The sequence below is a fragment of the Novosphingobium sp. BL-52-GroH genome, assembly GCF_044813085.1.
GTDB lineage: Bacteria > Pseudomonadota > Alphaproteobacteria > Sphingomonadales > Sphingomonadaceae > Novosphingobium.
This window is the reverse complement of record NZ_CP171152.1, coordinates 720331-736755: the sequence shown is the minus strand read 5'-3', so window position 1 is coordinate 736755 and position 16425 is coordinate 720331. Positions and strand designations below refer to the sequence as shown.

The following is a 16425-nucleotide window of genomic DNA, read 5'->3' as shown; positions in this document are numbered from 1 at the left end:
CCGGTCGAACGGGACGATTCGACAGGCGGGTGCAATCGGTTCTGGATTCATGCTGCGCTGCATCATAAGCTGATGCAAGAAAAAGCGCCCAGGCAACTCGAACACAGGACCCAGGCTGATGACAATAGCCGGCGAAACCGTCGCAACTCTGACGATCTCGAGCAAGACCTACTCTGCCTGGTCGTTGCGCGGCTGGCTGCTGTGCCGCCTCGCGGGGCTCGACGTGGTGGAGAAGATGGTGGCGAACGATGCCGCCAACCGTGCCGAACTGCTGCTGCTTTCGCCGTCGGTCCTGGTGCCGCGCCTGACGTGGCAGGGCGCCAGCGTGTGGGATACCCTGGCGATCGCCGAATTCCTCAACGAGCATTTCCCCGACGCCGGCATGCTGCCCAAGGACCCGATCGCGAGGGCGCACTGTCGTTCGATCTCCGGCGAAATCCACTCGGGCTTCACCAACTTGCGCTCCGCACTGCCTATGAACCTCAAGGTGCGGCACGAGAAGTTCCCCGTCTTCTCTGGCGCGCGCCCGGATATCGAACGGATCGAGGCGATCTGGATCGATTGCCTGCAGACTTACGGCGGACCGTTCCTGTTCGGCGCGACACCGACGGTAGCGGACGCGATGTATGCGCCGGTGACGACCCGCTTCGTGACGTACGCCGTCGCGCTGCCGCCCGAATGCTCGGCCTATTGCCGCACGATCGCCCAGTGGGCGCCAATGGATGAATGGGTCGCGGCGGCAAAGGTGGAGCCTGAGGAGATGGAGGAACTCGACGTCGAGTTCTGATCGTCCTATGATCGGCGCCAAAGGAGGCAACGAGACCTCCCATCGCACGAGAACCATGGATACGAATTCGCCGTGATACTGCAAATGCCCTATTGCCTCATCAATCGCCACAAGCCGAAGAAGGGCAGCGATCGATGGAACGGCAGCATGTACGTCCGGATCTGCAAGGGGTGCGGCAGTGACGTCGTCCGCCTTCCCGGAAGCCATCGCTGGATCCGTAAGTCCACCTGACGCCGTCGGCGGGGCGAAAGGCCAGGCCACGGCGCTTGTCGGTCGCCTGGCGACAGCGCCAATCGGTGCAGAGAACTCAGTCCGCGCCAACGGTCGATTTCGGGAAGGCTGGGAAACGTGTTGGTCGGGGAGACAGGATTCGAACCTGCGACATCCTGCTCCCAAAGCAGGCGCGCTACCGGGCTGCGCCACTCCCCGACCTTACGGGCGTCGATGGTCCGATGCCTCCGGAAAGAGGCAGCAGTGTCCGGCATTGGTGGGCCCGGCAGGATTCGAACCCGCGACCTAGCCGTTATGAGCGGCCAGCTCTAACCGCTGAGCTACAGGCCCACCGTACCGGACCCGACCCCATCGACGGGGCCGGACGGATGCGCGTTAGCTTGGCTTGCGCGTGGTGGCAAGCGCCTCTCGCCGAGTTTAGTCGACTTTCAACGATGTCATGATGTCGGCGACGCTGGTCGGCTTCACGCCGCGCTTTTCAAGGTGGGTGAACAGCGCGCGCCACCAGTCGTAGAGCGCGTCGAGGTCGGCGGCGTTACGGACGTAGGGCGTGTGCCCCGGCGCGAGCGAGGGGCTGTGGAACGAGAAGACCAGAACCGGCAGTCCCTCGTCGATGGCGATGTCGACGCCGCGCAGGGCTTCCTCGGCGGTGATGCCCTCCGGCGTAAGTGGAATGCGTTCCAGCAGGCCGGCACGCGCCAGCACGCCCCGCACCTGCGGCGTGCGCCACAAGTGAGGGTAGATCACGTTGCCGACCTGCCGCAGCGGACCCCAGTACACGGTGGTCAGCGGCAGTTCGAGCAGGCTGCGTTCCGGGTCAGCCCAGTAGGGATGCAGCGGATGCTCGCGGTAGTTGGGGCCGCCGGTGCCGCTGTAGTCCCAGCGCGCGCGGACGGACGTGTCGATCGCGATGCCGCATTCGCGCAAAATCTCGGCAGTGCGTGGCCCCAGTCCGTAGCGCCCGGCGCGGTAGATCAGCGGGGCGACGCCAAAGGCGCTCTCGATCCGGTCGCGTAGAGTGCGCAGCTTCTCGCGCTCCAGTTCGAAAGGGAGGTTGCCGGCGAAGCTGTTGAACTCGCCCACTTCCTCGACGAAGGGCGGGCTGACCCAGGGGTGCAACTGTACGCCGACTTCGGCGGTGCCGCGCGAGACTGCATCGCCGATCGCCTCGGTTGCGGAGGCGGAGGAGGCGACCGGCCAGTCGATGAGGTAGGACGGCACCACGCCGAAGCCCTCGCAAAACTGCTGGAACTTGCGCAGCGCCGGCACGGTGACGACGCTGTGCTTTTCACGGTCGAGCGGGGCCGACCAGTCGAACTCCTCTTCGGTATCGACAGTAACGATGAAGCGTTGCCCGAAGCCTTTGCCGAACGAGGCAAAGGCCCGCCTGCCGGGCGGCTCCAGGAGATTGGGTCCTGGCAAAAAAATTCCCCTCTGCGGGTCGCATCCGTCAGGGTGACAGGGTTGGAAGTGCTTTAGGACGAAAAGGTTGCGGAAGTGCTATTGCCTGTATTTACAGTGGTCAAGGCGGGCAGGGACAAGTGCAGGACACGGTCGACGCGCTGCAGCATTCCACCGGCCGCGGCAGCTTCGGCAAAGGCGAGGCGCAGGGTGAAGCCGATCCCGAACATGCCGGTGGCAAGGGTCTGGCCGCGTTCGCCCGCGACTGCATCGAACAGCTCGGCAGGGTCGCGCTCGGCCAGCAGGGCCGGCAGGGCGACAACCACTTCGACCATTGGCGCGTGTGCCGGTCCGCCATGGGACCAGGTCAGTTCGAGCGCCTCACCCGGCGCGGTGGAGCCGGCAAGCGCGGCGAAGAGGCGCCAGACGAGGCGTTCCACCTCGGGCCGCGCCACCCGCACCGGAAGGCTGGTTGCGGATGGGTCGGACGCGAGGGCGAAGCCGCTGCCGCGAGGCTCGGTCCAGGCGCGCAGGCGCACCACGGTCTGCGCTAGCACGCGCGCGAGATCACACTCGCCCTCGTCGAGCGGAAGCGCGCCGGTCTCCAGCTTCACCAGACGGTCCAGTTCCTCGAACCCGGCAAGGATGTGCGCGCAGTCACCGGCAATGGCGGCGGCAAGCGCGCGGTATTCGTGCGGAGCGGGGCCGTAGAGTTGCTGCTGGATGATCTCGGCGGCCACCTGGATGGCGTTGGCCGGGGTGCGCAGTTCGTGGAGCACCTCGCGCATCCGGTCTGCCTCGGCCGAGTCGGCTACCGGGGCGGCCGGGACCACGACGGGCGGCGGCGGGCGGCGCAGGCGGCCGCAGTAACCGACGAAGCTGCCTGCCTCGAAACTGGCGATGGCGTCGACTTGCCAGGCTCCGCGGACGGCGGGCGCTCCGGAAATGGTGATGCGGGCGGCGCGCAGCGGCAGGCGCTGGCGCATGGAGACGGCGAGATCGCCCGCGCCGTCCTGTGCCGCGGCGAGGTTCAGGCCGATGACCGAGGGTGCGTGAGGGCCATCGGCCCAGGCGACCCGGCCGTGCGCGTCGGTCGTGAAGTCGATCGCCTGGGCCAGGCGTACTGTGGGCGGCGCCGTGTCGCCAAGCGGCAGGCGGGGCGCATCGCTCCCGACGTCGGCACCGGAGCCTGCAGCGTTCATCGCCGCGCGCGCCTTGCGGAACTCCTCGATGCGCCGCACGATCGCACCGATGCCGGCCTCGCTGCCGGCGCTGCCATCGGCACCGGGCTTGTGCTGCGGGTCCCTGTGAAGAAGGTCTCTTTGCTGCTGGGCCGCGCGCGCCTTAGCCCATTCGCTCAGCGACGTGGGGGGCGGCGGGTCGTCCGCCATGTCGAGCAGTTCGAGCACGGCTTCGGACATGTCTTGGTCGACGGCGATGTTGCCGGTCGGGGCCTTGAAGGACGTGCGTGGTTCTTCGGGAAGCGAGGCGTCGGGATCGGGTTCGGGTTCGAAGACGAGATCGGGAACGAGGACCAGTTCCGGCTCGGCGGCTTCAAGTGCGGCGGGAGCGTTGTCGGGCAGCGCGCGGTCGCGCACTCCCAGCCGGGCGAGCAGAGCCTCGACCCGCGGCGACAGGTCGGTGCGGTGACGCAGGATGCCGCGGGCTTGAACGGGCAGGGCGGGAATCAGGACGAGCCAGGCGTCGTCGTCGAGCCGGGCGGCGCGAATCGCTGCGCCGGCGACGTCGGGCTCGGCTTCGGCGAGCCATGCGAGCAGGCGCGGGTTGACGATCGGCTGCAGGGGCTGGCGCAGCAGGCGCGCGCGATCGGGTGCCGGGATCTGCCGGCCGAGTTCCTGCAACCGTGCGAATCCGGCCTCTACCGTCGCGCTGGTCACGGGCGAATCAGGCGCGCGCCCGAGGATGTCGACGAGCTGCCGGAACTGGATGCGCGCCAAACCGTCGCCCGAAGGCGGCAGGCGCAGAACCGTGGCTAGGCGATCGTCGAAATGCATTCGGTCTCCGAAAGGCTGCCGTGTCATGGCAGACCAGTCCCTATGCCCTCCCTATGTTTACCATAAGGAAAACAACAGGGGGGACACTCTCCTAGCAAAGCCGGGGAGAAGCGGAAGGGGACAGTTGGCACTGCATGGGAGGCGTTGCAAAGCGGGACGATTACGCTATGGCATAATATTATTACGGCGCACTGGCGTTTTCGATGTGTAAGTTGCAACGCGGGGATGCGAAAGCACTCCGCCGGGGAAATTTCGAATGATTAATCTCGATGAAATCGACCGCCGCCTGCTTGCGGAGCTGCAGGCCGAAGGCCGGGTCACCAATGTCGAGCTGGCCCAGCGCGTGGGCCTGACCGCCCCGCCGTGCCTGCGCCGTGTGCGCAGCCTCGAGGAAGCGGGCGTGATTCAGGGCTATCACGCGGATCTCGATGCATCGAAACTGGGCTTCACGATCACCGTCTTCGCGCTGGTCAGCCTCAAGAGCCAAGCGGAAGAATCGCTGCGTGCCTTCGAGGACCACATGAAGGGCCTGCCCGAAGTGCGCGAGTGCCACATGCTCAACGGCGAGATCGACTTCATCCTCAAGATCGTCAGCCGCGACCTGCAGAGCTTCCAGGAATTCCTGACCAGCAAGCTGACCCCGGCTCCCAACGTCGACAGCGTCAAGACCTCGCTGACGATTCGTACCGCGAAGAACATCCCCGGCGTGCCGCTGGGCTGAGGACGGTCGAATGCGCAAGACGGGACGTTCGTGGCGCACCCCGCTGCTGGTGGCGGTGGTCCTGACGCTGGCCGCGGCGAACTTGTGGTGGTTCGTGCTGCGCACGCCTGAGCCGCCCAAACCGGCCTTCGAGCTGGGCAGAACCGATGGTTCTACGCTTGGTGTCGACGCCGCCGAGGCACTCTCCGTACCGCTTTTCGACCCTGTGCATGACCGATGGACCGTGAACGGCGCTGTCGTCACGGACTTGCCCTCCCGGGTGCGCCGGTCGCAGCCGGCTGACGACTATCATGCCGCAGGCTTCCTGATGGTCCGCATCGCCGATGATGCCGATACGGAACAAGTTCGTCGTGCGCTGCTAAGTCTCACGCAGCAGCATATTTGCTGGGTCGCGCTGGTGGATCAGGTGAAGCCCATGAGCGACGGTAAAGTGGTGCCTACCCCCGTCCATCGCATCGTCTCCGTCCGTGACAACGATGGCAATGTGGTCGCCTGTACCCGGCCCTGATCCGTCTTCCCGGACTGGGGGCGGCAACGTGGGGTACTCTTGAGGCTATAGCTTGCCGTGGTCCCCTGCACCGGATGCCAATACTCTGGCACGCATTCGTCATTGCGGCCTAAGGGACGACGCCCGGCGCAAAACGCGCCCGCTCAGAGCCCCGCGACAGCCTCCAGCGCCACCATGTAGCTCTGCGCGCCGAAGCCGGCCACGGTGCCCTTGGCGGCCATGCCGACCCAGGACTTGTGCCGGAATTCCTCGCGGGTGTGCGGGTTGGAAAGGTGGACCTCGATCACCGGGACCTTGATCGAACGGATCGCGTCGTGCAGCGCGACCGAGGTGTGGGTATAGGCCCCGGCGTTGAGCAGGACCGCGTGCGCGCCGGCATCCTCTGCCTCGTGCAGCCAGTCGACGAGGGCGCCCTCATGGTTGGACTGGCGCATGTCGATGGCCAGGCCCAGCGCCGCGCCGCGTTGCGCCAGCATCGCGCCGATATCGTCGAGCGTCTGCGATCCGTAGATTTCAGGTTCGCGCTTGCCCAGCCGGTTGAGGTTGGGGCCGTTGAGGACATAGACCAGCTTGTTCGCCATCGTTGCGCGTGTTCCCGTTGTCGATGGCGTTCGCTTTAGCGGGCTGTCCGACCGGCGCAAGCAGCAGCGATCATTGCGGGACCGGGTTTGGCGGTCCAACCGGCATCGGTTCCGCAGCCGGCGGCGGCGGAGGGGCAGGCGCAGCGTCGGCCGGGGAGGGGCCTTCGTCCTCGTCGGGTGCCTCGGCATCGTCCGCGGCGCTGTCGCCCGCGTAGAACTGTTCGAGCGACTCCCGGCTCTCAGCCGCCCGCGCCGAGGCAGCGTCGCGCTCGGCCTTGAGCGCGGTCGCTTCCTCGCTCGCGGTTGCCTTGGCATCGGCGAGCTGCTTTTCCAGATCGTCCTCGTGCGAGGAGCCGCAGGCGGCCAGCGCCAGCGCGGGCAGCGACATCAGGGCGATGCGCGTGACAATGCGAAACACTCGAAGGCTCCTTGGATGACGTGAGCGCGGCTATAGCAGGGGATGGTTAGCGTTTGCTTATAGTTCGCCTTGTTTGAACGACACCGGTGCCGTTTACGCTGCAAGCGGGCAGTCCCTAGCGGTCGGACCCCTTGGTCTTGCCCCATTGGCGCATCGCCGAATAGCCCAAGTAGCCGGTGCCGAAGAGGGCGTAGAGCGGTTCGGGAATGCCGTTGAGATAGGCGGTCATGCTCTGGCCAATGGCGCGGGCGGTCGCCGGGCTGAACGCGCCTATCAGGCCCATCGGCAGGGCCCACAGGATCATGAGGTAGATGACATAGAGAAAGCTGGGCCGTGCGCGGCTGGTCCAGGGATCGGCGGAGTTGGCCTCGGCGACGATCGCGGAGAGGCTGGCCTGGAGCATATCGAGTTCCTGCGAATTCTCGAGCTTGAGCAGTTCCAGCTTGGCGCGGTCGCGCGCTTCGGGGTCGGGGACGACCTTGTCGATGATGCGGGTGACGGGGCCGAGGAGCGAATCGAGCAGGGCCATGGCGAGTCCTTTTCCGGTGCGGATGGATAACTCGCGCTCAAATAACCATATCGGTTCATGTAGGAAAACGGAAAAGCAGTCGCGCGCCCGCTGGGCGGCAACCCTTATGTCATGGCCTCGACCGATGGGTTGATGCCGCGTTCGATCAGCGCCTGGTGCGTACCGGCGGGGTGCCAGCCGAGCGCGGCGACGCTTTCCGCCGGGTCGTAGATTGCGCGGTGGGAGCGGCATTGCCAGTCGTGCAGGCTGGAGAGATGGCGATTGGGATGGCGAATCGCGGTCTTGACGATTCCGCGGGCGAAGTCCTCCAGCCAGTAGCGCCAGATTGCGCGCGGCGCGGCCCGGACGTTCCCGCCGGAACGCGCCTGCATCGCTGCGACATAGTCGCGCGCGGAAAGCAGCGGGGCATCGGTAATCAGGAAACTGCGCGTCTCGATGGCCGGCACGTCGAGCGCGCGAACGAGGGCATCGGCGGCGTCCTCGACCAGCACGAAAGGCAGCTTGTGTCTACCGTCGCCCCAGTAGGTCAGCCGGTTCCATGCGCTGAAGCGGCCGACGCCGTAATGGATCGGGGAACTGCCGGCGCCGATCACGATCCCGAGGCGCAGGATCACCAGCGGCAGGCCCCGTTCACTCGCCATGCCCAGGAGCATGCGCTCGCAGGTCGCCTTCGATCGCGCGTAGTGGTTGCGGCGGTCGATGCGCGGGTCGAGGGCCGTCGATCCGTCGATGCGGTCCGCGGCGCTGCCGGATGCGTAGGAGTCGATCGATCCGACGTAGATGAACCGGCGCACGCCCCGGCGCAGCGCCGCCTCCGCGACCTGACGTGTCGGCTCCACGTCATTGTCGAGATATTCCTGCCAGTTGCGTCCTTCACCCTTGGCGAGATGGCAGACCGCGTCGACTCCATCGAGCGCCGCATCCAGCGTGGCCGGATCGCGGTAGCTTCCCTTTACCAGCTCGACATGTTCGCGGTGCAGCTCGGGCGGCGCAGTTTGCGGATCACGGGTGAGCACACGCGAAGCGCGCCCGTCTTCCGCCAGCCGCGCGACGAGGTGCCGTCCGACGAAGCCGGTGCCGCCGACCACGAGAACGCGCCGTGCTTCCCCCGCGAGGTCGCAAGCGGGGGTGGCCTGCGCCTCGGCGCCGTCTTGATCCAATCGTGAAGGCATGGCGACGGCGCTCTCCTCGAGGGCAGATCGGCGCGAGGCCGGCCCCGGTCCGCGGGACCAAATCGCCTCAGTGTAATACCCGGATCGCACGGTGGAATTGGCAGAACTAAGGACAGGAAAATCCGGGTTGCCTATGTTGCTGAACCGTATCAGACGTTTAGTCGAACGGTTAGAAATTGCCCCGGATTCCGGGGCCAGTTGCTTGCCGAAGCCGGGCCAGACAGCCGCATCGTCAAGAAATGCCTTATTACAGGAGGCGGGATGTCCAACAGCCTTTCTCAGAGAATATTGAATCGGCTTGGAGACAAGCCGGCACAACTTGCCTTCAACTTGTCGAACACGCCGCTGATGCGGCGCCGGCTCGGCCGACGCTATAGCGAAGCGCTCGACCGGCATCGCCCGTCGCTGCCGAAATTGGACGGCATTCATCGCGAGATCGTCGAAGGGCTGGAGCGGGACGGCATTTTCGTGACCTCGCTGGACGCGCTTGGTCTGCCGGGCTCTGCCGAAATGCTCCGCGCGGCGCAGAAGGTGGCGGGCGAGTGCACCGAAAGAGCCTGGCGCGAAGCCAGCGCCGGGCGGGAATTCATCTGTGCGCCGGCCTCGGCCACGATCGACAATCCCGAGATATTCCACTGGGGCCTGAACGACCGGTTGCTCGACATCGCCGAGGCCTATATTGGCCTGCCAGCCGCCTACGACGGCATGTCGCTCATCTATACCGTGGCCGACGGGACCGAGCTTGGCCCGCGCCAGTGGCATCGCGACCGCGAGGACCGCAAGATGATAAAGCTTGCGGTCTACTGCACCGACGTGACCGACCGCGGTGGCCCGTTCGAACTCATCAGCCGAGTCGACACCTCGCAGGGGGTCGACGATCGCTACGCCTTCGAGTTCGGAACCGAGGAAGTGCTGAACAAGCGCCTCGGCCCCGATTATTCCCGCGACATCGTCAGTTGCACCGGCCCTGTCGGAACGGTGGTGTTCGCAGACACGGCGCGTTTCTTCCACCGCGGCGCGCCGGCGCACGACAAGGATCGCGCCGCGCTGTTCTACGGCTACTTCGCCAATCGCACGCGGCACCCGTACTTCTGCGAGCGATCGGGATTGAAACGGCGCGAGATCGCCGCGCTGACGCAGGGCCTGTCGTTGCGGCAGCGCGCAAGCGCACTCTGGCATGAGGCATTGCCCCCCTGGCTCAGGCTGATCCCTTCGGCCCCGGTCTGAAACGGCCTTGCTTGTCTCCTTGCCGCAAGGGGCGGCGAGGGCGTTGTTCGAAGAACGGGAAATGAGTGCGCGATGTCGACTATGCAAACCGGGAATGACGATCGCGATGCCACGGGCGTGGTCGTAATCGGACGCAACGAAGGCGAACGGCTGCGGGCGTGCCTGCAATCGGCAACACGGGCGAGCGAGCACGTCATCTACGTGGACTCCGGTTCGAAGGACGGCAGCCCCGTTCTGGCGCGCACCTTCGGGATCGAGGTGATCGAACTCGACGCAACCTTGCCGTTCACGGCCGCGCGCGGCCGCAATGCGGGCTTTGCCCGCATGCGCGCGCTCTGGCCGGATACGCGTTTCGTCCAGTTCATCGATGGCGACTGCGAACTCGATCCCGGCTGGCTGGACGCGGCCCGCGCGGGAATCGCAAGGGACGAGCGCACTGCCGTAGTCTTCGGTCGCCGCCGTGAACGCTACCCCGACAAGACCGTCTTCAATCGCGTCTGCGACCGGGAATGGGACGGGCAGGCCGGCCCCGTCGACAGTTGCGGCGGGGACGCGCTCATGCGAGTCGAGGCGATGCTGGCGGTCGGCGGCTACGACGCCGGCCTGATCGCCGCCGAGGACGACGACCTGTGCCACCGAATGCGCCGTCGCGGCTGGAAGATCGTCCGCCTGGCCGACGAAATGACGCTGCACGACGTGGCGATGACCACATGGTGGCAATGGTGGCAGAGAAACCGGCGCAGCGGCCATGCCGGGGCGGAAGCCTGGTACCGGCGCGGCGCGGAAGACCCCAAGCTCATCAAGCACGTCGTGAGCAACCTGCTCTGGGGATTGCCACCGTTCTGGCTGCTCTGGCCCGTGCTGTGGTGGCGCGTCTATCGCCGCTCGGACGCGATCTACGCGACGCATATCGTGCTGGGGAAGATACCCCATTGCTTCGGCCTGCTCGGCTTCTGGTGGACCCGGCTGCGCGCGCGAAAGACGCTGCTCATCGAGTACAAGTAGCACGCAGGATCGCCACCTGCCTCGCGCCCACGCCCCGCCGAATGTTTCCTCGGTCGGAGCGTGGGGCGGTGTGGCCAATCCGTCAGGCAGGCTTCAGGACGTAACTTCTTCCCACCGAGTGACGTATACAGTCTGCACGATGCAAAGAACGTGACCTTTCCCCGATCATGTTCCGGGGCGACTTCGCCAATAGTCCCCAGGATGGCCGGAAACTCAACGGCCGATCGCTGCGGACAGAAATCCAAGACCGGATAAAGCAAAACGGGCGGCTTTCGCCACCCGTTTTGCTTTTGATACATCTTGAACATCTTTGGTCGGGACGAGAGGATTCGAACCTCCGACCCCCACACCCCCAGTGTGATGCGCTACCAGGCTGCGCTACGTCCCGACCGGAGCGCGGCCTATAGGCAGGTCTTTTCGGATACGCAAGCGGCTGATCGCGCATTTTTCACATGGCCGCATGATGCTTGAACGTCTCGTGCGGCGTCCTATCTGACGGCCTGTCGGTGGGGAACCGCGCCAGCCGCGCGCGTTGCCACGGGTGCGCTTTATTGCTAACCGCGCGCATCCGGTTGCGTCCGGTCGGGGATTTTTTCCGATCACGCGCATCCAGCCGACCGGCTGCCAGAATCGCCGGCCGACACGAGACAAAGAAGGCCCATCATTTCCATGCAGACCTCGATCCTCGCCCAGCTCGCCGCCGCCGCACCCGCCGGTGCGCCGCCGGCCTGGATTACGTACATGCCGTTCGTGGCCATGGCGCTGATCTTCTGGTTCCTCATCCTGCGCCCGCAGATGAAGCAGCAGAAGGAGCACAAGACCAAGCTTTCCGCGCTCAAGAAGGGCGACGAGGTGCTGACCGGCGGCGGTTTCGTGGGCAAGATCGTCAAGGTCGACGAGACGTATGCCGAAGTCGAACTGGCCCAGGGCTTCAAGGTCAAGGCGCTCAAGTCGACGATCGTCGACGTGATACCGCCCGCCGGTGCCAAGCCCGCCAACGACTGATCCGGGCCGACGATTTCCCGAGCGGGACGCCCGACGCCCCGCTGCCTGGACAGAACGCCCGTCTGGAGAGAACGATAGGCAATGCTTGAATTTCCCACCTGGAAGAAGGTCTGGTACTGGGGGCTGGCGTTCGTGCTGTGCGCGCTGTCGCTGCCGACCCTGCTGTCCCTCACCAACATGCGCTGGCCCGACAGCCTGCCCCATCCCAAGATCAACCTGGGCCTCGATCTCGCCGGCGGCTCGCGCCTCCTGCTCGAGGCGAACCGCGACCAGGTCGTCGCCCAGCGGCTGGAGGGCATGGAGGAGTCGGTGCGCACCAAGCTGCGCGGCGCCGAGCCGCGCATCGCCATCGGCGACGTGTCCAGCCGCGGCGGGCGCCTGTCGTTCACCGTGCGCGATGCCGCGCAGGTCGATGCCGCGCGCGAGGCGATCCTGCCGCTGACCACCGGCGCCGGGCTTTCCGGCCAGCGCGACTGGGACATCCAGGTCGTCAACGGCAACCAGTTCGTGCTCGCGCCGACCTCGGAAGGCATCGACCTTGCCGTCGGCAACGCGATGGAGACCGCGGTCGAAGTCGTGCGCAAGCGCATCGACGCGCTGGGCACCAAGGAGCCCGACATCCGGCGCCTGGGCGGCACGCGCATCGACGTGCAGGTTCCCGGCCTCCAGGACCCCGCCGCGCTCAAGTCGCTGCTGGGGCAGACCGCCAAGCTCGAATTCAAGCTGGTCGACGAGACCGCCGTGCCGAGCGACTTGGCTCAGGGCATCGTCCCTCCAGGCGACGAGATCGTGCCTTATGCCGATGCGGCTGCCGCTGGTGGCCAGGCTCCGGTCATCGCGGTCAAGCGTCTCGGCGGCATCAAGGGCGACGAGCTTACCGACGCCAAGCAGAGCTTCGAATCGAAGACCAACCAAGCCGTCGTCTCCATCACCTTCAATCAGCAGGGCGGTGAGAAGTTCGCCAAGCTGACGACCGAGAACGTCAACAAGCGCTTCGCCATCATCCTCGACGGCAAGGTGCTTTCCGCCCCCAGCATCAACGAACCGATCCTGGGCGGTAGCGCTCAGATCTCGGGCAGTTTCGACGTCAAGTCGGCCACCCAGCTCGCGATCGCGCTGCGTTCGGGCGCACTGCCGGTCGATCTCACCGTGGTCGAGGAACGTACCGTCGGTCCCGACCTCGGCGCGGATTCGATCAACAAGGGCGTCGTCGCGATGGGCGTCGGCACCGGACTGCTGATGATCTTCATCTTCGTCACCTATGGCCGCTTCGGCGTCTACGCCAACGTCGCGCTGGTGGTGAACCTGTTGATGATCCTGGGCGTCATGGCGGTGTTCGGCACCACGCTGACATTGCCCGGCATCGCCGGTTTCGTGCTCACGATCGGCGCGGCGGTGGACGCCAACGTGCTCATCAACGAGCGCATCCGCGAGGAGCGTCATCGAGGGCGGCGCGTCGTGCAGTCGGTGGAGATGGGCTACAAGGAAGCCAGCCGCGCGATCTTCGACGCCAACATCACCAACGTCATCGCCGCCATCTCGATGGCCTACTTCGGCACCGGTCCGGTGCGCGGCTTCGCCATCGTCCTGCTGATCGGCATCGCGACCTCGGTCTTCACGGCCGTGACGCTGACCCGCATGTGGGTCGCCGGCTGGCTGCGCAAGGCGCGGCCCGCAGACCTGAACCTGTAAGAGGAGAGGACATATGAAGCTCCTCAAGCTCGTTCCCGACCACACCAACATCCACTTCCTGAAGTGGCGCATCCCGTTCTATGTCGTCAGCTTCGTGCTGATGGTGGCATCGATCGGCCTGATCGCCACCAAGGGCCTGAACCTGGGCGTCGACTTCGTCGGCGGGCAGGTGATCCGCGTCACGTTCGAACGCACGCCCGAGGCGCCGGTGGCTCAGCTTCGCGACGAAGTCGACAAGCTGGGCTACGGCGAGCCGATCATCCAGCGCTTCGGCAAGGCGAACGAGATCTCGATTCGCATGAAGCTGCCGGACGGCACGGACAAGAACCCCAAGCTCGCCGAAGCGATGGCGACGAAGATCACCGGCAACATTCGCAGCAACCACGCCGACGCGCGGATCGACGGCGTCGATTCGGTTTCCGGAAAGGTCTCGGGCGAGCTGGGCCGCAGTGCCATGCTCGCGCTCGGACTCGCGGCGATCCTGGTGGCGATCTACATCTGGGTACGCTTCGAGTGGCAGTTCGGCGTGGGAGCGCTGTTCAGCCTTGTCCACGACGTGACGCTGACGCTGGGCATGTTCGCGCTGACGCAGATGGAGTTCGATCTCAACATCGTCGCGGCGCTGCTGACGCTGATCGGCTATTCGCTGAACGACACCATCGTGGTCTACGACCGCATTCGCGAGAACCTGAAGAAGTATCGCCGGATGCCGATGGAGGAGCTGCTCAACCTCTCGGTCAACGAGACGCTGGCCCGTACCATCGTGACCTCGCTGTCGATGCTCATCACGCTGGTGGCGCTGCTGGTGCTGGGTCCGGACGTGATCTTCGGCTTCACCGCCGCGATCGTGCTGGGCATCTTCGTCGGCACCTATTCGTCGATCTACATGGCCGCGCCGATCCTGATCTGGCTGGGGGTGAAGCCGGACAGCTTCGTCGCCACCGAGACCGCGATCGACCGCCAGGACCGCCTCGCGCGCGAGGCGACTGCACCGAAGAAGGGGTAATTTTTTCGGTCATGGACATGCGAAAGGGCGGCGCGAAAGCGTCGCCCTTTTTTTGACCCGTCGTCACTGGCTCGACTCGGGACCGTGGGCAAGGCCGCACCGAATTCCAGGCGGGGCGCCGCTTAGCCTATAACTTCCCCGACTCTTTCCGCGGTCGCGGGTCGAGCCCGGGACGAGGTAGATCTTTCGGCTTATTCCGGGCTTTGTCTGGGCTTGGTCAGCACTTTGGCGATGCTCACGAACTCCGCCACCGACAACGTCTCGGCACGGCGCTGGGAATCGATGCCCAGGCCTTCCAGCGCCTCGAGGGCGCCGGGAACGCCCTTTAGGCTCTGGCGCAGCATCTTGCGGCGCTGGCCAAAGGCGGCCTCGGTCACGCGTTCGAGGACTCGCATCGAGACGCCTTGGGGCGCCTCGGCCGGTTCGACGTGGACGATCGCGGACATGATCTTGGGCGGCGGCGTGAAGGCGCTGCGGTGGACCTTCATCGCCAGCTTGGGCTTGCTGCGCCACTGCGCCAGCACCGCGAGGCGGCCATAGGCGGAAGTATCCGGCTCCGCGACGATGCGGCGGGCGACTTCCTCCTGGAACATCAGCGTCAGCGAAGCCCACTGCAGTGGCCATGTCTCGCCCGAGAGCCAGCCGATGAACAGCGCGGTGCCCACGTTGTACGGCAGGTTGGCGACGATGTGGTAGGGCCCGTCGAACAGCGTGGCCGGGGCGAACTGCAGCGCGTCGCCCTCGATCACCTTGAGCTTGCCGGGAAAGGCCTCCTCGACTTCCGCCAGCGCGGGCATGCAGCGCCGGTCCATCTCGATCGCGGTGACGGCGGCGCCGGCGCGCAGCAGGGCACGGGTCAGGCCGCCGGGGCCGGGGCCGACTTCGAGGACGTTCCGGCCTTCCAGCGATCCGGGAATCGCGGCGATGCGGTCGAGCAACTGCTCGTCGAGCAGGAAGTTCTGGCCGAGCGCCTTGGAGGCCGAGAGGCCGTGGCGGGCGATGACTTCGCGCAGCGGCGGCAGGTTGGGCGGAGGAAGAGTGGTCATGCTGTCCTTCTGGCAGCGCATTCGCCGGCCATGCGGATCGCGGCGATCATCGCGCCGGCGCTCGCCTCGCGCTTGCCGGCGATGGCGAAGGCGGTGCCGTGGTCGGGCGAGGTGCGCACGATCGGCAGGCCGAGCGTCACGTTGACGCCCTGGTCGAAGTCGAGCGTCTTGATCGGGATCAGCGCCTGGTCGTGGTACATGCACAAGGCCACGTCGTAGCGCGTGCGTTCGTGCGCGGCGAACAGGGCGTCGGCAGGGTGCGGGCCGGTGACGGCGAGGCCCTCGGCGCGCAGCGCGGCGATGGCGGGGGCGATGACGTCGCGGTCCTCGGTGCCCATGCGCCCGTCCTCGCCCGCGTGGGGGTTGAGCCCGGTCACGGCGATGCGCGGGGCGGCAAGGCCGAAGTCACGGGCGAGGGCTCGGGCGACGATGCGCACCTTGCGCTCGATGAGCGCGCGGGTGACGAGGCCGGGTACGGCGGCCAGCGCCTCGTGGACCGTCAGCGGAACCGTGCGCAGCGATGGGCCTGCGAGCATCATCACCGCCTCGTCATGGGCAAGGCCGCAGGCATCGGCGAGAAATTCGGTCTGGCCGGGCTGGGTGAAGCCGATGGCGGCGAGTTTCGACTTGGCGATGGGGCCGGTGACGACCGCGCTCGCCGCGCCGGACACGGCAAGCTGCGTCGCGAGGGTCAACGAGTGAAGGGCAAGGCGTGCGCCGTCGAGGGTGGGGGTACCGGGCGAGGGTACGCAATCCTCGCCGCCGAGCACGGGCAGGGCAGTGTCGAAAACGTCGAAGGCATCGCCCGGCGAGGCGATCGCTGCAACCTGCAGGTCGATGCCGAGCGTCGCGGCGGCAGCGCGCAGTACGGCCGCGCCGCCCACCACGAAGAAAGGCACGAGGCCCTGTGCTTTGCGCTGGGTCCAGGCCTCGACGATCACTTCGGGCGCGATGCCCGCCGGGTCGCCCAGCGAGATCGCCAGGGGGGCGATGGTCATGGTCAGGGAACGCTTCCGCTATACTTCGACATTCCCGCCTGCGCGGGAACGTCGAAGAAAGGTGGTACGCGTCGCGAGCGGGG

Annotated in this window: 16 protein-coding genes and 3 tRNA genes; 8 read left to right on the top strand and 11 right to left on the bottom strand. The window is 66.3% G+C overall.

The genetic code is table 11. The features are described 5' to 3' along the window. The first annotated feature begins 118 nt into the window (after positions 1-118). Positions 119-787 (top strand): glutathione S-transferase, encoded by a 669-nt coding sequence (locus ACFFDA_RS16100; RefSeq protein WP_404481717.1) that lies wholly within the window; start codon positions 119-121, stop codon positions 785-787. Between the two features lie 352 nt (positions 788-1139). Here the strand turns inward: ACFFDA_RS16100 and ACFFDA_RS16095 are convergent. From ACFFDA_RS16095 to ACFFDA_RS16080, 4 genes are all read right to left on the bottom strand, one after another. Further along, positions 1140-1216 (bottom strand) — tRNA-Pro (locus tag ACFFDA_RS16095). Positions 1217-1272: 56 nt separating this feature from the next. After that, a tRNA-Ile gene (locus ACFFDA_RS16090) sits at positions 1273-1348 on the bottom strand. 87 nt (positions 1349-1435) lie between these two features. Then, the gene (locus ACFFDA_RS16085) at positions 1436-2440 is read right to left on the bottom strand and encodes a polysaccharide deacetylase family protein (protein WP_404481715.1); all 1005 of its coding nucleotides are present in this window, start codon (positions 2438-2440) and stop codon (positions 1436-1438) included. A 53-nt stretch (positions 2441-2493) separates the two neighbouring features. Further along, positions 2494-4434 (bottom strand): sensor histidine kinase, encoded by a 1941-nt coding sequence (locus ACFFDA_RS16080; RefSeq protein WP_404481714.1) that lies wholly within the window; start codon positions 4432-4434, stop codon positions 2494-2496. Between the two features lie 256 nt (positions 4435-4690). On the opposite strand from ACFFDA_RS16080, the gene ACFFDA_RS16075 reads away from it, so the two are divergent. Together ACFFDA_RS16075 and ACFFDA_RS16070 are read left to right on the top strand one after the other, a co-directional pair. Then, positions 4691-5155, top strand: coding sequence for an Lrp/AsnC family transcriptional regulator (locus tag ACFFDA_RS16075; protein ID WP_404481713.1), 465 nt, complete (start codon positions 4691-4693; stop codon positions 5153-5155). A gap of 10 nt (positions 5156-5165) precedes the next feature. Then, positions 5166-5663: a hypothetical protein gene (locus ACFFDA_RS16070; protein WP_404481711.1), complete on the top strand. Its 498-nt coding sequence runs from the start codon at positions 5166-5168 to the stop codon at positions 5661-5663. A 143-nt stretch (positions 5664-5806) separates the two neighbouring features. Here the strand turns inward: ACFFDA_RS16070 and aroQ are convergent, their stop codons facing one another. The 4 genes from aroQ to ACFFDA_RS16050 all read right to left on the bottom strand — a co-directional run bounded on the left by aroQ (position 5807) and on the right by ACFFDA_RS16050 (position 8363). Continuing rightward, positions 5807-6244, bottom strand: a complete 438-nt coding sequence (gene aroQ, locus ACFFDA_RS16065; RefSeq protein ID WP_404481710.1) for a type II 3-dehydroquinate dehydratase — start codon at positions 6242-6244, stop codon at positions 5807-5809. Positions 6245-6314: 70 nt separating this feature from the next. Continuing rightward, positions 6315-6662 carry a hypothetical protein gene (locus ACFFDA_RS16060; protein ID WP_404481709.1) on the bottom strand — a complete coding sequence of 116 codons (348 nt, stop codon included), beginning with the start codon at positions 6660-6662 and terminating at the stop codon, positions 6315-6317. A gap of 115 nt (positions 6663-6777) precedes the next feature. Continuing rightward, a complete protein-coding gene (locus ACFFDA_RS16055; RefSeq protein WP_404481707.1) occupies positions 6778-7191 on the bottom strand; it encodes a holin family protein in 414 nt (137 codons plus the stop codon). Between the two features lie 104 nt (positions 7192-7295). Beyond that, positions 7296-8363: an NAD-dependent epimerase/dehydratase family protein gene (locus ACFFDA_RS16050; protein WP_404481705.1), complete on the bottom strand. Its 1068-nt coding sequence runs from the start codon at positions 8361-8363 to the stop codon at positions 7296-7298. Between the two features lie 288 nt (positions 8364-8651). Between ACFFDA_RS16050 and ACFFDA_RS16045 the strand changes: the two genes are divergently transcribed. After that, positions 8652-9590 carry a hypothetical protein gene (locus tag ACFFDA_RS16045; protein WP_404481704.1) on the top strand — a complete coding sequence of 313 codons (939 nt, stop codon included), beginning with the start codon at positions 8652-8654 and terminating at the stop codon, positions 9588-9590. Between the two features lie 72 nt (positions 9591-9662). Beyond that, entirely contained in the window at positions 9663-10595 is a 933-nt protein-coding gene (locus ACFFDA_RS16040) for a glycosyltransferase family 2 protein (protein WP_404481702.1), read from the top strand. Positions 10596-10906: 311 nt separating this feature from the next. On the opposite strand, the gene ACFFDA_RS16035 is transcribed toward ACFFDA_RS16040, so the two are convergent. Further along, positions 10907-10983: transfer RNA gene (locus tag ACFFDA_RS16035), tRNA-Pro, on the bottom strand. A gap of 281 nt (positions 10984-11264) precedes the next feature. Between ACFFDA_RS16035 and yajC the strand changes: the two genes are divergently transcribed. The 3 genes from yajC (at position 11265) to secF (ending at position 14298) form a co-directional block, all read left to right on the top strand. After that, positions 11265-11600 (top strand): preprotein translocase subunit YajC, encoded by a 336-nt coding sequence (gene yajC, locus ACFFDA_RS16030; RefSeq protein WP_404481700.1) that lies wholly within the window; start codon positions 11265-11267, stop codon positions 11598-11600. Between the two features lie 81 nt (positions 11601-11681). After that, on the top strand, positions 11682-13292 hold the full coding sequence (gene secD, locus ACFFDA_RS16025; RefSeq protein ID WP_404481699.1) for a protein translocase subunit SecD: 1611 nt from the start codon (positions 11682-11684) through the stop codon (positions 13290-13292). Positions 13293-13305: 13 nt separating this feature from the next. Further along, positions 13306-14298, top strand: coding sequence for a protein translocase subunit SecF (secF, locus tag ACFFDA_RS16020; protein ID WP_404481697.1), 993 nt, complete (start codon positions 13306-13308; stop codon positions 14296-14298). Between the two features lie 191 nt (positions 14299-14489). Here the strand turns inward: secF and rsmA are convergent, their stop codons facing one another. Both rsmA and pdxA read right to left on the bottom strand, forming a co-directional pair. Then, the gene (gene rsmA, locus ACFFDA_RS16015; RefSeq protein ID WP_404481695.1) at positions 14490-15344 is read right to left on the bottom strand and encodes a 16S rRNA (adenine(1518)-N(6)/adenine(1519)-N(6))-dimethyltransferase RsmA; all 855 of its coding nucleotides are present in this window, start codon (positions 15342-15344) and stop codon (positions 14490-14492) included. After that, positions 15341-16342, bottom strand: a complete 1002-nt coding sequence (gene pdxA / locus ACFFDA_RS16010) for a 4-hydroxythreonine-4-phosphate dehydrogenase PdxA (protein WP_404481693.1) — start codon at positions 16340-16342, stop codon at positions 15341-15343. The genes rsmA and pdxA overlap by 4 nt, the downstream gene beginning before the upstream one ends. Positions 16343-16425 lie beyond the last annotated feature (83 nt).

Excerpts from the sequence above, each read along its gene's own strand:
- ACFFDA_RS16100 (WP_404481717.1), top strand. The coding sequence starts at position 119 with ATGACAATAGCCGGCGAAACCGTCGCAACTCTGACGATCTCGAGCAAG.
- ACFFDA_RS16080 (WP_404481714.1), bottom strand. The coding sequence starts at position 4,434 with ATGCATTTCGACGATCGCCTAGCCACGGTTCTGCGCCTGCCGCCTTCG.
- ACFFDA_RS16075 (WP_404481713.1), top strand. The coding sequence starts at position 4,691 with ATGATTAATCTCGATGAAATCGACCGCCGCCTGCTTGCGGAGCTGCAG.
- ACFFDA_RS16070 (WP_404481711.1), top strand. The coding sequence starts at position 5,166 with ATGCGCAAGACGGGACGTTCGTGGCGCACCCCGCTGCTGGTGGCGGTG.
- aroQ (WP_404481710.1), bottom strand. The coding sequence starts at position 6,244 with ATGGCGAACAAGCTGGTCTATGTCCTCAACGGCCCCAACCTCAACCGG.
- ACFFDA_RS16055 (WP_404481707.1), bottom strand. The coding sequence starts at position 7,191 with ATGGCCCTGCTCGATTCGCTCCTCGGCCCCGTCACCCGCATCATCGAC.
- ACFFDA_RS16050 (WP_404481705.1), bottom strand. The coding sequence starts at position 8,363 with ATGCCTTCACGATTGGATCAAGACGGCGCCGAGGCGCAGGCCACCCCC.
- ACFFDA_RS16040 (WP_404481702.1), top strand. The coding sequence starts at position 9,663 with ATGTCGACTATGCAAACCGGGAATGACGATCGCGATGCCACGGGCGTG.
- yajC (WP_404481700.1), top strand. The coding sequence starts at position 11,265 with ATGCAGACCTCGATCCTCGCCCAGCTCGCCGCCGCCGCACCCGCCGGT.
- secD (WP_404481699.1), top strand. The coding sequence starts at position 11,682 with ATGCTTGAATTTCCCACCTGGAAGAAGGTCTGGTACTGGGGGCTGGCG.
- secF (WP_404481697.1), top strand. The coding sequence starts at position 13,306 with ATGAAGCTCCTCAAGCTCGTTCCCGACCACACCAACATCCACTTCCTG.
- rsmA (WP_404481695.1), bottom strand. The coding sequence starts at position 15,344 with ATGACCACTCTTCCTCCGCCCAACCTGCCGCCGCTGCGCGAAGTCATC.
- pdxA (WP_404481693.1), bottom strand. The coding sequence starts at position 16,342 with ATGACCATCGCCCCCCTGGCGATCTCGCTGGGCGACCCGGCGGGCATC.